Genomic DNA, 14820 nt, shown 5'->3' with positions numbered 1-14820 from the left:
AAGAACGCATGATGTTGTTTCACCGCTGTTAAATTGGCTCTCAGAGCAATTCGCCAGGTGAGCATTGCGAGCTTAGACCATTTCTATCGGGTGTTCCTCCACCCCTGCGGAAGCGTGTGTTAGGACGACTCTGGGATCTGCAAGTTGCCTGGGGGTGTTAGGCATGACGTATGACGTCGGGGCGCGAAATGTTCTGCGTGCTGTTTCGCTGGGAGCGGTGAGCTACCTTGCGCTTTCATTGGACTTTTTGGATAGTCAGAAAGTATTTGCGCAAGGAAATTTGCCGCCCGTAACTGTAGACGCACCGTCGAGACCAAGGGTGCGGCAGACGAGCCAGAGGCCCCAGACGTCGACGACGCGCGTGCAGAGGCGCGTTGCTGCCCCGGCTCCTCGCCGGGTGGAGCCGGTCCCCTATGTGACGCCTTCGACCGGAACGCTTGGCGCGCCGCCGGCTCCCTACGCCGGCGGGCAGGTCGCAACGGGCGGAAGCCTCGGGCTTCTGGGCAACCGCAGCGTGATGGATACGCCGTTCAACCAGACCAGCTACACGGCGGAGCTGATTCAGAACCAGCAGGCGCGTACGATACGCGACGTTCTGGCGAATGATCCGTCGGTAAGGGTGGTGCAGGCGGCAGGCGGTGGCGCCGACAGTCTGTTCATCCGCGGCTTCTATTACGACAGCTGCGATTATGCGTTGAACGGACTTTACGGAATCGCGCCGTGCTATTCCACAGGCGCGAATTTCATCGAGCGGGTTGAAGTGCTGAAGGGGCCGAGCGCTGTGCTCAACGGCATGACGGTCGGAGGCACCGGCGTCGCGAGCGGCGGCGCGGTCGGCGGGAGCGTCAATCTCATTACCAAGCATGCGCCCGACGTTGATATTACGCAGCTGACCGGTACGTACGCGTCCAGGTCGCAGTTTGGCGAAAACATCGACGTCAGTCGGCGCTACGGCGAGCACAAGGAATGGGGCGTTCGGCTAAACAGTACCTATCGGAACGGTAATACGCCCTGGAATCGCCAGAACGACGAATTTGGCAACGTGGTGCTGGGCCTTGACTATCGCGGCGAGAACGCGCGCATGGCGGTCGATATCGGTTACCAGGCCGACGTCCTGAATCCGCCATTGCGGTTCTTCACCATCGCGCCAACGACAACGTTAATTCCTCCACCGCCTAAGGCCGGGACCAATTTCCAGGTGCCTTGGGCGTTTTATGAACCGACAGACTTCTTCTCGACCGTGAGAGGGGAGGTCGATCTCACCGACTGGATGACCGCATATGCGTCGTTTGGTTATCACGACAGCAATATCAACTATGCCTATCCGTCCCCCATCATCACCAACACTGCGCCAGGTGCCGCATCATCACCTCCGGGACGCTTCCAGTTGGGAGGGCTGGCGTCGAACCCGCTCAGCGGAAAAGATACGTTCGAGACCTTTGCAGGCGAAGCCGGCGTCCGCATCAATGCGGATACGGGTCCAGTCAATCACGCGATCAACGTCGGTTACTCGATCAACGATCGAACCTATACGCAGCGCGTTCTGACACCCCGGGGTGGCGGCACGATTTTCTGGAATCTCTACACTGAGCCGACCAATATTCCTCGTCCCAATTTCACGGTGGTCGGCGCCAATCAGATGACCAACGTCAACCTCTGGAGCGTTGGTGTTTCCGACACGGTGTCATTCCTGAACAAGCGCGTTCAGCTGACCGTTGCCGTCCGCCGTCAGACCGCGGGGAGCGAGGTCGACAATTTTCTCACGCCAGCGTTAAGCAGGCCAGAGCGTGAGGCTTCGGTATGGACGCCGGCTTACGCGATTGTTGTGAAACCCGTCGAAAATATTTCGCTCTATGCGAACTACATCGAGGGCCTTCAGACACCGGTCGTCGTGTCCGGTGCGTTTTCCAATGTGGGAACCGTGTTTCCGCCCGCCCAGACCAAACAGGTTGAGGCCGGCATAAAGATCGATACGGGTCGCCTCACCACGACCATGAGCGTATTCGACATCTCTCAGCCGAGCATCATCGCGGTGCCCGGCGTGCCGCAACCCTCGCAGCAGCTCAACGGCGAGCAGCGCAACCGCGGCGTGGAACTGAACGTGTTTGGTGAGATCACGCCCGCGATTCGGTTGCTGGGCGGCGTGGCCTTGATTCGAGGTGAACAGGTCAGGACGCCCGGCGGTCTCACCGATGGCAGGACAGCCATAGGCGTGCCGGCCGTCACGGCCAACATCGGTGCGGAGTGGGACCTGCCGTTCGTGCGCGATCTTACGCTGACCGGAAGGGTGATCTACACCAGCTCGCAGTACGTCAACGTCGCGAACACACTTACGCTGCCGGAATGGACAAGGGTGGATCTCGGCGCGCGATACACCTTCGTCTCGCCCTGGAACGGCAAGCCGATCGTGGTTCGTGCCTCTGTTGAAAATGTCTTCAACGAGTCCTACTGGGCATCGGCCTATAGCGGCGTGATCACGCTCGGCGCGCCCCGCACTTATCTGGTGTCGACGACGTTCAATTTCTGAGACTGCATCACGTCGCTGATTTCCAGCATCGACCGCCGTGGATTTTCGTCCACGGCGGTATTTTTGTCAGCGGTTCGACGAAGTTGATGAGATTGCGATGAAAAGCTGCGACGGCGCGCAGAACAATGTCCTCGGCGACAATGTTCCAAAGGGCTAGCATTCGATCGATGCGGATTGCGTTGTAGATCAGTCACTTGTCGATGCGTCGCGAGGCGCACGCAGTTGTTGTGGTTTCGTGCGAGTGTCACCTTGGAGGCAATAAAAACTACGGCGACGATATTGCTTTGACCATCATCTGCTTCTGTCCTAGTCAAAGCGCCATCGCTTTCCTTTTTCGAGAAGGAGTCGAGCATGATGGTTTTCGACAGGGATGACGTTACGTTCACCGTCGTAATCAATCACGAAGAACAATATTCCATCTGGCCGACGTTCAAGGAAATTCCAAACGGCTGGAAGGCTGTCGGCAAGACAGGCTCCAAGAAGGAATGCCTTGATCATATCGAGCAAGTGTGGACCGACATGCGGCCGTTGACGCTGCGCAAATTCATGGACGAAAACGTTCCGTCGACGACCACACGCTAGCGCTGCCGATCTGAAATTCGCGGAGGCCGTTTGCGATGCGGCTTTTTTGTCTACCCTATTCCGGCGGCAGCGCCATGGTCTATGCGCGATGGCGCAGGTTGCTGCCGTCATGGATCGAGGTCCAACCGGTCGAGTGGCCGGGGCGCGGCGCACGCATGGACGAACCATTGGCAACGGATCCGCGAAAGCTCGCCGAGCAACTCGCTTCGGAGCTTCATGCACAGGTTGATCGTCCATATGCCCTGTTCGGGCATAGTCTCGGTGCGCTGGTGGCGTTCGAACTGGCTCACAGTCTGCTTGATCGCGGCGCGCCAGTTCCGGTCATCCTCTTTGCCTCCGGCACGGAGGCGCCGGCCGTCCGAGATGGCAGCAGATGGCGCCTGCCGCTGAGTGACGAAGCGCTGCTGAATGAATTGCGCAATCTGCAGGGAACTCCGGATGAGGCGCTGTCGAATCCGGAGATCATGCGAGCAGCATTGCCGGTGCTCCGTGCCGATTTCCTGATGTGTGGAGCCTATAGCTACCGGCCGCGACCTCCATTGCCGTGTGCAATCCATGTCTTCGGGGGCGAGGATGACGACACCGGCTACGAGTCCCTGATGGCCTGGAAACGAGAGACGCTGGCGGAGTTCAGTCTCGACATCCTGCCAGGTCACCATTTCTTCATCCACACGCAGCAGGCCCGGATGCTGGATCTCATCTGTTCGGCACTGTCACGCCAATCAAACCGATCACAGTCGGAACTTCGGGATCACGGGCAAGGAGGCTTGCAGCCGCGCATCTAGTCTTCTGCGCAACAGCGCGCAGCCTGCATCAATTCTGCAATTCGTGGCGTAGAGCGACAGCCGTCCCCGAATTGAACATTGGCTCTCATACGGAATCAGGATCATGAGCGCATTCTCCATCCGACCGCTGCTTGATGGCAGGAGCCTGCCAATGCTGTTGCAGGCCGATGACGCCGGCAAACCGCTCGGCGCGGCGCTTCCCATGCTGCGCGACGCCATCGACCGGCATTTGATCGCCTGCGGCGGCATTGTCTTTCGTGGCTTTTCCGTTGACGGTCCTGACGCCTTCCGCACCTTCGCGGCAAGCTTCGGTCATCCGCTGCTCAGTTATGAATTCGGATCGACGCCGCGCTCGCAGGTCACCGCCGGCGTCTACACGTCCACCGAGTATCCGCCGCATCAGCATATTCCGCTACACAATGAGCAGGCCTATACGCGCGACTGGCCGATGAAGATCTGGTTCTATTGCATGCAGCCGGCGCTCGAGGGCGGCGAGACACCGATCGCCGACAGCCGTGCGATCTATCGAGATATGCCGCAAACGATCCGCGACCGCTTTGCAGAGAAGGGCGTGATGTATGTGCGCAACTATGGCAGCGGGCTCGATGTCGGCTGGCAGCAGGTGTTCGGCACCGATTCCAAGGCGGAGGTCGAGACCTATTGCGCCATGCATGAGATCGAGTGCGAATGGAAGGACGACGGCGAACTCCGGACCCGGCAGGTCTGCCAAGGCACGGCGCGTCATCCCGTGACCGGTGAGTGGGTCTGGTTCAATCAAGCCCATCTGTTCCATATCTCGAATCTGGAACCCGAAGTCCGGGAGAGCCTGCTCGACATTGTCGATGACGAAATGGATCTGCCGCGCAACGTCTTCTATGGCGACGGCTCGCCGATCGACGATGAAACGCTGACGGTCGTGCGCAACGTTCTCGACACGCACAAGATCGTTTTCCCCTGGCAGGCCGGCGATGTTGCCATGCTCGACAACATGCTGGCGGCTCATGCCCGGGAGCCCTTCAAGGGACCACGCAGGGTGATCGTCGCAATGGCCGAACCGAACCGGAAGAGCTGAGCGGGCCTCGATCGCCCGTGATGCGAAATCTTCGATATCGCGCCGGTAGTGGATTTCTTGAACATGCATAAAGACAACCTCGTCGAACGACTGCGCAGCCACGCCGCATCACGGCCGGATCGGGTGGCGCTGCGCTTTATCGAGGGTGACGACGTCGCGGGCGAGTTGACGTTCGCTGCTTTCGACGCCCGCATTCGATCCGTTGCCGCAGTGTTGCAGCAGTTTGGGGCTCCGGGCGAACGGGCGTTGATCCTGCTCCCGAGCGGCTTCAACTATGCCATCGCATTCTATGCATGCCTCTATTCGGGCGTGATCGCTGTTCCCGCCTATCCGCCGGAGGGCGGCGCGCGGCGTTATGCCGGACGCCTCAACGGAATTCTGCGCGACGCAACACCACGCTTTATCCTGACCGAGACGGCCCTGCACGGCGACGTCGAAGCATTGCTGGCAAACCATCGTGACGTCCATCTCATCGAGGTGGACGCGGTACGCGCCGAGCTCGCGGCCGATTGGCGAGAGGCACACTTCGACAAGGATGCGATCGCGTTCCTTCAATACACGTCTGGATCAACGTCCCAGCCAAAAGGCGTCTGCGTTTCGCATGCCAACCTGGCGGCCAATGAGCGCGCGATGCAGGCCGTGATTGACGGAACGGCGGATGACGTCTTTGTAAGCTGGTTACCCCTCTACCATGACATGGGACTGATCGGCGGGTTGTTGAATCCACTTTTCACTGGATTTACCACAGTACTGATGTCGCCGCGCAATTTCCTGGAGCGACCGCGGCGCTGGCTGGAGGCGATCGATCGTCACGGCGGGACGATCAGTGGTGGACCCGATTTCGCTTTCTCGCTATGCGCCGACCGAATTTCCGATGAGGCGCTTGCAAGGCTCGATCTGAGCCGCTGGAGGTTTGCGTTTTCGGGCTCGGAGTTTATCCGTCGCAGCACGTTGCAGCGGTTCGCCGAACGGTTCGAGCCAGCGGGTTTTAACCGGCGCGCGCTGACTGCCTGTTACGGGCTGGCCGAGGCAACTCTGCTCGTGACGGCGGGCGAGCGCGTGTGTGAGCCGGTCAGCCACACGATCGACACCGCGGCGCTTGCCGCCGGTCGCGTTGCAAGCAGCGGCGAAGGAACCGCTCTCGTGGCTTGCGGTCGGCCGCCGGCCGATCATGCCGTGCGCATTATGCGCAAGGATGGGGCGGGCGCGGCAAAGCCTGACGAGGTCGGCGAAATCTGGGTAGCAGGGCCGAGCGTTGCCCTCGGATACTGGAACAACGAGGAGGCTACGCGAAACGCATTCGTTGAGCGGGATGGCCGGCGCTGGCTGCGTACCGGCGATCTTGGCTTCATGCAGGATGACGCGCTGGTCGTAGCCGGTCGGCTCAAGGACCTCTTGATCGTTCGCGGGCAAAACATCTATCCGACTGACATTGAGGAGGCGGTGGAAGCCGACGTCTCGGCCGTTCGCAAGGGCCGTGTCGCTGCCTTTCCAGTCGAGATCGATGGCCAAGAAGGGATCGGTGTCGCTGCCGAGTTCAGCCGCATTGTGCTCAAGCGCACGCCACCCGAGGTTCTGGCCCAAGCCATCGGCGAGGCGGTGGTTCGACAGGCGCAGGAATATCCAGCCGTCGTCATTCTGCTGAACCCGCAAGCGATGCCGCTCACCACCAGCGGAAAGCTGCAGCGGTCCGCCTGCAGCGCAGGCTGGGCGAACAGCACGCTCGACAGCTTCATGGTTTTCGAAAGAGGCAGTCGGCACGACAGTGCTGCTGCGGCGCCTTCGACCGATAAGGAGCGTGCCGTTGCGGCGATCTGGTGCGAGGCGCTTGGCGTGCAGTCGGTCGGCCGCGAAGATGATTTTTTCGCGTTGGGTGGAAATTCGATCACCGCTGGGCAGGTCGCCGCTGCGATCCGCGAACGCCTCGGCATCGAGCTGGAGTTACGCGGCTTCTTCGATGCGCCGACGCTTGCAGCCTTCTCCGGAATGGTCGACGCAATGGCGCGTGACGGGCCGCGACGAGTCCTGCCGCCGATCAAGCCGGCTTCGGCCGACGACCGCTTGGTCCTGTCCCATGCGCAGGAACGGCTCTGGTTCCTCTGGAACATGGATCCGGCCGGGACGGCCTATACGGCCGCGAGCACGATCCGCCTGAAAGGAAAGCTCGATCATAGCCTGTTGTCCCGGTCGATCGCCGAGATCGTTCGGCGCCACGAGGTGCTGCGCACCACGTTCACCGCGAAAGACGGGCAGGGGAGACAGGTGGTTCACGACACCATGAATGTCGCGGTCCGCCACGAAGATCTGCGTCGTTTCGCTCCTGACCAGGCCGGGCGCGCGGCCGATCTCACCCGGACCGAGCTCGAAAAGCCGTTCGATCTCATCGAAGGACCGCTGCTGCGCGCGGTTCTCTTGCAATTTTCCGATCACGAGCACGAACTGCTCCTGCTTGCCCATCACATCGTCGTGGATGGGTGGTCGCTCAACGTCCTGCTCGAGGAACTGGCCGGACTTTATCGCAGCTTCATCCATGATGACGCCGGCGCGCCGCCGGCGCCCGAGATTCAATATGCGGACTTTGCGGCCTGGCAGCGAAACTGGCTCGCGTCAGGCGAAGCGGCTCGGCAACTCGCATACTGGCGCGCGCGGCTCGGCGCGACCCACCCCGTGCTGGCGCTCCCGCACGACCGGCCGCGTCCGCCGACGCAGAGCCATGGCGGCGACACCATCGGCCTGAATATCGACCGAGCTCTTGCTACTCGGCTCAGAGAGATCGCCAAGCAACGCAGCGCGAGTGTCTTCATGCTGCTGCTCGGCGCTTATAAGGCTCTCTTACATCGATATACCGGGCAGAACGATTTGCGCGTCGGCGTTCCCGCGGCCGGGCGTCGTCATGCGCAGGTGGAACGACTGATCGGGTGTTTCGTCAACACGCTCGTGGTGCGCACCGAGATCGACGATCGGACAAGTTTCCTGGACCTTCTCGAACAGGTCAAGGAGTCGGTCATCGCCGCGCTTGCGCATCAGGATCTTCCCTTCGAGTCGCTCGTTGACGCCTTGCGGCCGGAGCGCAGCGGTGGGCACAATCCCCTGTTCCAGGCGAAGTTCAACTACATGACGGCGCCGCGCGGTTTCGATGGAGTCGATGGCCTTTCGGCTGAGACCCGCATTGTCGATCTCGCCGGCTCGCATTTTGATCTTGCACTCGACATCGTCGACGGCACCGGCGATATGAAGGCAACGTTTAACTTCGCCACTGACCTGTTCGATTCCGGAACGATCTCGCGTATCGCCTCACAGTTCGGCTCGCTGCTCCGGCAGATCGCTGACAACGCCGACCGTCCACTATCCGATTTTGCGATCGATGAGACGAACCGTCAGCGTGTGCCACGCGAGACGGAGGCGTTCGATTTTGTCGATCTGGTCAGTCTCTATCGTGCGGCTTCAGCAGATCACGCGAGCGCCATCGCTCTCCGATGCGGCAACGAAGCGGTCACGTTCGGAGAGCTCGAGAGCAAGTCGAACCGCATCGCCCAGGCGCTGGCCGCAAGCGGCGTGACACGCGAAGTGCCGGTCGCGCTGTGGATCGAGCGGTCACCCGCCTTTGTCGCAGCTCTCCTTGGCGTGCTGAAGGCGGGTGGCGCCTACGTACCGCTCGATCCGAAATGGCCGCTCGAGCGGGTACGCCGCATCCTTGCGGATGGCAACATTGGAACTGTGATCGCGGCGGGCGACACGTTGGCGCCGTCAGCAGCGCTCGGTTGCGCGGTGCTCGATGCCAACGACGATGCGACGTTTGAAAGCGCATCCGATGCTCCCCTGGGGCTCGCGATCAGCCCGGCGCAGACTGCCTACGTGATCTATACGTCCGGATCGACCGGAGCTCCGAAAGGCGTTTCGGTCTCGCACGGAGCGCTGGCCAACTATGTTCAGGCCTTGCTGCGGCGGCTGCGACCTGAGCCCGGCACGAGCATGGCGATGGTCTCGACGGTGGCCGCCGATCTCGGTCACACCGTGCTGTTCGGGGCGCTCGCGACTGGAGCGACGCTGCATCTTCTGTCTCCGGAAGCTGCCTTCGACGCCGATTTGTTCGCGCGTGCGATGCGGGACGGCGAGGTTGGCATCCTGAAGATCGTCCCGAGCCATCTGCGCGGACTGTTGCAGGCGTCTCGCTCTGCGGATCTGCTGCCCCGCGACGTCCTCATCCTGGGCGGCGAGGCCTGCGATGCGGCGCTCCTCGCCGATATCCGTCAGTTGCGTCCGCAGTGTCGGATCCTCAATCACTACGGCCCGACGGAGACGACGGTCGGCGCCGTCACCCATGAATACCAGCCCGAACGCGCGGCGGGCCAGATGCCCATCGGCCTGCCGCTCGCCAATCTGCGGGCCTATGTACTGGACGCTGCGCTGAACGAGGTTCCGATCGGAGTGATCGGCGAACTCTATATCGGCGGCGCTGGGCTAGCGCGGGATTATCATGGTGAGCCCGGCCTGACCGCCGAGCGTTTCGTTCCCGATCCATTCGGAGCGCCCGGAGAGCGGCTCTACCGTACGGGAGACATGGTCCGCTGCGATCAATCGGGGCGACTGCTGTTCCTCGGGCGCGGCGACGATCAAATCAAGCTGCGTGGCTACCGCGTCGAACTCGGCGAGGTCACGCGTGCCGTCAAGGCGCTGGAGCAGATCGAGGATGCCATTGTTGTTGCCCGTGCCATCGGGGCTGAGCAGGAACGCAAGGAACTGGTTGCCTACTGCGTCCCGGCATCCGGCGCGGCGCTGAAGCCGGAGGCTATCAAGCAGCATCTCGCCGAGCTGATGCCCGATTACATGGTGCCCTCGCGCATCGTGCTGTTAAGCCGGCTGCCGTTGACGCCGAACGGCAAAGTGGATCGCAGCGCGTTGCCGCAACCGGATGAGGACTCCGTCGTTGCGGCCTATTCGGCGCCGATAGCGGAGATCGAGCAGGCGATCGCAACTGTGTGGCAAGACGTGCTCGGTCGCGAACAGATTGGCCGCCACGACAATTTCTTCGAATTGGGTGGCGATTCGATTCTCAGTCTTCAGATCATCTCGCGTTTGCGTAAGCGCGGCATCCGCCTGACGCCGAAACAAATGTTCGCGCAGCAGACCGTGGCGGCGCTGGCAGGCGTTGCGACCGTAACCGCTGCGCCTACGGCGAAGAAAGGGAAATCGCAGGCGGAGGCATCTGCCGGAAGCGATGCGGCAAACGGCATGCATCACTTGCTGCCGATCCAGCTCCGCTTTTTCGAGGACGATATTGGCGACCGCAATCACTGGAACCAATCCGTGCTGCTCGTGCCACGGTCGAGGCTTGACTGGGATGTGCTGCGTCGGGCGCTGGATGCGGTGGCGGATCATCATGACGCCTTGCGGCTGCGATTTGAACAGGTCGACGGCGCATGGCGGGCCGAGCACGCGGCAGCGCCCGCGCTGTTGGATCTGCTCAGCGTTCACGCCAAAGCCATCGATGCGACCCAGGTCACGACGATCGCTTCCGCCGCGCAGGCGAGCCTGTCGCTGTCTTCGGGTCCGCTGCTGCGTGCGGTTGGAATGGAGCTTCTGGATGATAGCCAGCGTCTCTTAATCGCGATCCATCATTTGGTGGTCGACGGTGTGTCGTGGCGGGTGCTGCTGGAAGACATCGCGTCCGCCTATGATCAGTTGAAACAAGGCGCGGCAGCCGTGACGCTGCCGCCGAAGAGCGACTCCTTTGCGTCATGGGGCGCGCGCCTAAAGGCTTATGCGACCACGCCCGAGCTCGCGGCAGAATTGCCATTCTGGCTGGCGTCCGGACCGACCACCGATCTACGTTGCGACGACGGTCACGGCGGCACAGACCGCGTCACGGACAGGGAAGAGGTATTGCTGGCATTCGATGCGGCCCTGACGTCACGGCTGCTCGGGGAAGCGCCTTCCGCGTATCGGACGCGGGTCAACGATCTCCTGCTCGCCGGCCTGGCGCGGGCGGTCTGGCGCTGGAGCGGTCTCGACCAAGTGACCGTCGAACTCGAGGGCCATGGACGCGAAGACATATTCCCTGACGCTGAGATTTCGCGAACTGTGGGCTGGTTCACGACGGCATTTCCGCTGCGCCTCGAGGGCGCATCGAGCGATGATGCGACGTTGATCAAGCTGGTGAAGGAACGGGTTCGCGCCGTCCCGAACCGTGGGCTCGGCTATGGCGTGTTGCGCTATCTCGGCAAAGAAGAGCATCGCCAGGCGCTGTCTCGCTTGCCGGAGCCCCGGATCGTGTTCAATTATCTCGGCCGCTTCGATGGCAGCGTGGGCGTGGCTTCACCCTTCGTGATCGCTCCCGAAAGCCCGGGCCCAACCCGCAGCGCCGATGCGCCGCTGCGGGAATGGCTGAACATCAATGGCGAGGTACGCGGGGGATGCCTGCGGCTGTCGTTCGGATATGGACGCCGGCGTTATCGGCGCGAGACGGTCGAGCGGCTGGCGCGATCGTATGAGGCGGCCTTGCGGGAGCTGGTTGACCATTGCACCAGCGGCGCTTGCGGTCTCACTCCGTCGGACGTGCCGCTGTCGGGTCTCCGGCAAGCGGATCTCGATCGATTGGGAACGACGCTGGACTGGCGCAACGTCGAGGATATCTATCCGCTTTCGCCGATGCAGCAGGGCATGCTGTTCCATGCGCTGCGGGACGGCGACGATGATGTCTATGTGAACCAGATCGGGCTCGAGGTCCTGGACGTCGATCCCGCGAGACTACGCGCTGCATGGCAGGCGGTGAGCGACCGTCACGCGGCCCTGCGGACCGGCTTTGTCTGGCAGAATCTGTCCGGCTCGGCGGAGCAGGTGGTCTACCGTCATGTCGCGATACCTTTTGTCGAAGAGGATTGGCGTGGCATCGCGGAGCCGGCGCGTAACGGAAAGCGTTCCGAGCTGGATGCCCCGCTGGCGGACGCATCACGGCGCGAACGAGGCAGCTTTGATATGTCGCGGCCGCCGCTGCAGCGGGTGCGGCTGATACGGGTCGACGACAACCGTTACTGGTTGATCTGGACGCATCATCACATCTTCCTCGACGGCTGGAGTTCGGCGCGTTTGATCGCCGAGGTACTGCAGCATGCGAACGGCGGCACGCTGCCTGCGGTGCATGGCAGCTACCGCGACTATATCGCCTGGCTGCAGAGCCGCGATCACAAGGCCTCCGCCGCATTCTGGCACCACACGCTGGCCGCGCTGGAGACCCCGACCCTCCTTGCGGATGCGCTGGCAGCGGACGCCCCGGCCCCGAATGCTTCGGGCCACGCCCGGCTGACCTTCACAGTCGATCGCGAGCTGACGGAGCGTCTGAAGACATTCGCGATGCGCGAGCGGATCACCCTCAACACTCTCGTGCAGGGGGCATGGGCCCAGCTCCTGCGACAGCATGTGGGACAGAGCGCGGTGTGCTTCGGGGTTACCGTATCCGGACGCCCGGCGGAGCTGCCGGGCTCCGAGGAGATGGTCGGCCTGTTCATCAACACGCTGCCGATCGTCGACGAAGCAAACCCGCAAACCCCCGTCGGCGTGTGGCTGCGGCGGTTGCAGGAGCAGAATTTGGCGTTGCGCGAGCATGGCTGGACGCCGCTCTACGAGATCCAGCGTCTGGCGGGTCACGCGGGCCACGCATTGTTTGACAGCATCCTGGTGTTCGAAAACTATCCGATCGATCAGGCTTTGCTCGGCGAAAACGAAATTGGTCCCCGCCTGGGGCAGGTGGAGCACATCACGCCGACGAATTATGCGCTGGCGGTCGCTGTATTTGCCGGGTCGGACGCGCTCAAGCTTGAATTCAACTACGATCGCAGCCGTTTCGATCGCGCCCGGCTTGCGCTTTTGCGGGATTCTCTGCGCAGGCTGCTGCGACGGATTGCGGAGAGCACCGAACGACCATTGGGCGATCTTGGATCCGCCGACAATGAGGAAGCGAGACGAATCCTGAACTGGGGCGGGCGAGCGGCGCTGGTGCGCGCGGCTTCAGAGATATCGCAGCAGTCTTCCTCGCTCACGGGCGGTGTCGTTGCTCAGATCGAGAAGCAAGCCGCGCAGTCTCCGTCCGCGGTCGCGCTGATTTGCGGCGATGAGGAGATCAGCTATCGCGAACTGAATATGCGCGCCAACCGTCTGGCGTGGCGTCTTCGCCGTCATGGCATTGGCCCGGATCGACTGGTGGGCCTCGCGCTCGCTCGCGGACTGGAGCTGATGGTTGCACTGCTTGCTACCCTGAAGACGGGGGCGGCCTTCCTGCCGCTCGATCCCGATTATCCCTCCGAGCGTTTGGCTCACATGCTGCGCGACAGCGGGGCGACGCTAGTGTTGACGCAGGCTGCGTTGCGCGAGCGTCTTGCGCCTGTGCTGCGGGAGACCGGTGTCGAGGCCTGGCGTCTCGACGAGCTGGAGCCGAGCGGAACGGATGACGTCCGCAACCCCGAGGTCGAAATCCATCCGCAGAGCCTCGCCTACGTGATCTATACCTCGGGCTCGACCGGGTTGCCGAAGGGGGTTGCGGTCGAGCACGGGCCGCTGGCGATGCATTGCGAAGCGATCGGCCGGCTCTACGGCATGAATCCGGGCGATCGTGAATTCCATTCCGCGTCGATCAGTTTCGACATCGCCCATGAGCGCTGGCTGGTGCCGTTGATGACGGGCGGGGCGCTCGTCATGCCGTCAACGCGTGACCTTCTGGTCGACGACCTCCTGCGTGAAATCGAAGCTCGTTCAGTGTCGACGATCTTTATGCCTCCGGCCTATGCCGACCAGTTAAGCGAGGCGTTGCGGCAGCGTGACAGGAAGTTGGCGCTGCGGCTCTGCATTGTGGGCGGCGAAGCGTGGTCGGATATCGGGGTCAAGGCGTTCCGCCGCACGACGGACGTCAGCCTGTTGATCGATGCCTATGGCCCCACCGAGACGGTGATCGCGCCGATGGCATGGGTGGTCGATGAGACGGCATTGTCTCCGGGGCGATACGCGCCGATCGGACGGCCCATCGGTTTGCGGTCCGCTTATATCCTCGACGGCGACCTCAACGTCGTGCCTGCCGGAGTGACGGGCGAGCTCTTCATCGGCGGCAGCGGCCTGGCGCGTGGTTATCTGAATCGAAGGGAACTGACGGCCGAGCGGTTTATCCCCGATCCGTTCGGCAGCGGCGAGCGGCTTTACCGGACCGGCGATCTGGCGCGATGGCGGGCGGATGGTGTGATCGAATATGTCGGACGCTCGGACCATCAGGTGAAGATCCGCGGCTTCCGGATTGAACTCGGCGAGATCGAGGCGCGTCTTCTGGAGCAACACGGTGTGCGCTCCGCGGCTGTGGTGACGCACGAGGCCGCCGCGGGACGGCAACTGATCGGTTACGTGAGCGGCGGGTCTGAGCTCGACGGCAGGGCGCTGCGGGAGAAATTGTCGGGCATTCTGCCTGACTACATGGTACCGCCGTTGATCGTGGTGCTGGATCAATTGCCGTTGACGCCGAACGGCAAGATCGATCGCAAGGCGCTGCCGGCGCCGCAGGATGGAGTCGTGGCGCGACAGGGCTATACGGAACCGGAGGGCGAGATCGAGACAGCGCTCGCGAAGATCTGGGCCGAATTGCTGGGGCTGGAACGCGTTGGGCGCGACGATCACTTCTTCGAACTCGGCGGGCACTCCTTGCTCGCGGTGCGGCTGCTCAGCCGCGTATCGCAGGAGTTCGGCGTCTCCGTTCAACTTTCGGCTCTGTTCCGTCATCCCGAACTCGCCGAGTTCGCCCGCGCTGTCTCAATCGGCTTGATCGAGCAGGAATTCGACGCGGAAGAACTCCAAGAGCTGATCGCCGCGGGGATGTGAGA

At 62.3% G+C, this 14820-nt stretch carries 6 protein-coding genes; 5 read left to right on the top strand and 1 reads right to left on the bottom strand.

What is annotated here, in order from left to right; translation table 11 throughout:
- Positions 1-163 precede the first annotated feature (163 nt).
- Positions 164-2527, top strand: a complete 2364-nt coding sequence (locus tag I6F35_RS10655; protein ID WP_225117616.1) for a TonB-dependent receptor — start codon at positions 164-166, stop codon at positions 2525-2527.
- Here I6F35_RS10655 and I6F35_RS10650 read toward each other — a convergent pair.
- Positions 2497-2880 carry a hypothetical protein gene (locus I6F35_RS10650; RefSeq protein ID WP_225117615.1) on the bottom strand — a complete coding sequence of 128 codons (384 nt, stop codon included), beginning with the start codon at positions 2878-2880 and terminating at the stop codon, positions 2497-2499. The two genes, I6F35_RS10655 and I6F35_RS10650, sit on opposite strands and share 31 nt — an antisense overlap.
- Between I6F35_RS10650 and I6F35_RS10645 the strand changes: the two genes are divergently transcribed.
- The 4 genes from I6F35_RS10645 to I6F35_RS10630 all read left to right on the top strand — a co-directional run bounded on the left by I6F35_RS10645 (position 2879) and on the right by I6F35_RS10630 (position 14818).
- Entirely contained in the window at positions 2879-3109 is a 231-nt protein-coding gene (locus tag I6F35_RS10645) for an MbtH family protein (RefSeq protein WP_225117614.1), read from the top strand. The two genes, I6F35_RS10650 and I6F35_RS10645, sit on opposite strands and share 2 nt — an antisense overlap.
- 35 nt (positions 3110-3144) lie before the next feature.
- A complete protein-coding gene (locus I6F35_RS10640; RefSeq protein WP_225117613.1) occupies positions 3145-3894 on the top strand; it encodes an alpha/beta fold hydrolase in 750 nt (249 codons plus the stop codon).
- A 103-nt stretch (positions 3895-3997) separates the two neighbouring features.
- Positions 3998-4966, top strand: a complete 969-nt coding sequence (locus I6F35_RS10635; protein WP_225117612.1) for a TauD/TfdA family dioxygenase — start codon at positions 3998-4000, stop codon at positions 4964-4966.
- Positions 4967-5029: 63 nt separating this feature from the next.
- Positions 5030-14818, top strand: coding sequence for a non-ribosomal peptide synthetase (locus I6F35_RS10630; RefSeq protein WP_225117611.1), 9789 nt, complete (start codon positions 5030-5032; stop codon positions 14816-14818).
- Positions 14819-14820: the final 2 nt, after the last annotated feature.

This window comes from Bradyrhizobium sp. BRP22, assembly GCF_020194175.1.
Lineage (GTDB): Bacteria > Pseudomonadota > Alphaproteobacteria > Rhizobiales > Xanthobacteraceae > Bradyrhizobium.
This window is presented reverse-complemented; position numbering and strand designations above follow the sequence as displayed.

Coding starts and splice junctions, on each gene's coding strand:
- I6F35_RS10655 (WP_225117616.1), top strand. CDS start 164: ATGACGTATGACGTCGGGGCGCGAAATGTTCTGCGTGCTGTTTCGCTG.
- I6F35_RS10645 (WP_225117614.1), top strand. CDS start 2,879: ATGATGGTTTTCGACAGGGATGACGTTACGTTCACCGTCGTAATCAAT.
- I6F35_RS10650 (WP_225117615.1), bottom strand. CDS start 2,880: ATGCTCGACTCCTTCTCGAAAAAGGAAAGCGATGGCGCTTTGACTAGG.
- I6F35_RS10640 (WP_225117613.1), top strand. CDS start 3,145: ATGCGGCTTTTTTGTCTACCCTATTCCGGCGGCAGCGCCATGGTCTAT.
- I6F35_RS10635 (WP_225117612.1), top strand. CDS start 3,998: ATGAGCGCATTCTCCATCCGACCGCTGCTTGATGGCAGGAGCCTGCCA.
- I6F35_RS10630 (WP_225117611.1), top strand. CDS start 5,030: ATGCATAAAGACAACCTCGTCGAACGACTGCGCAGCCACGCCGCATCA.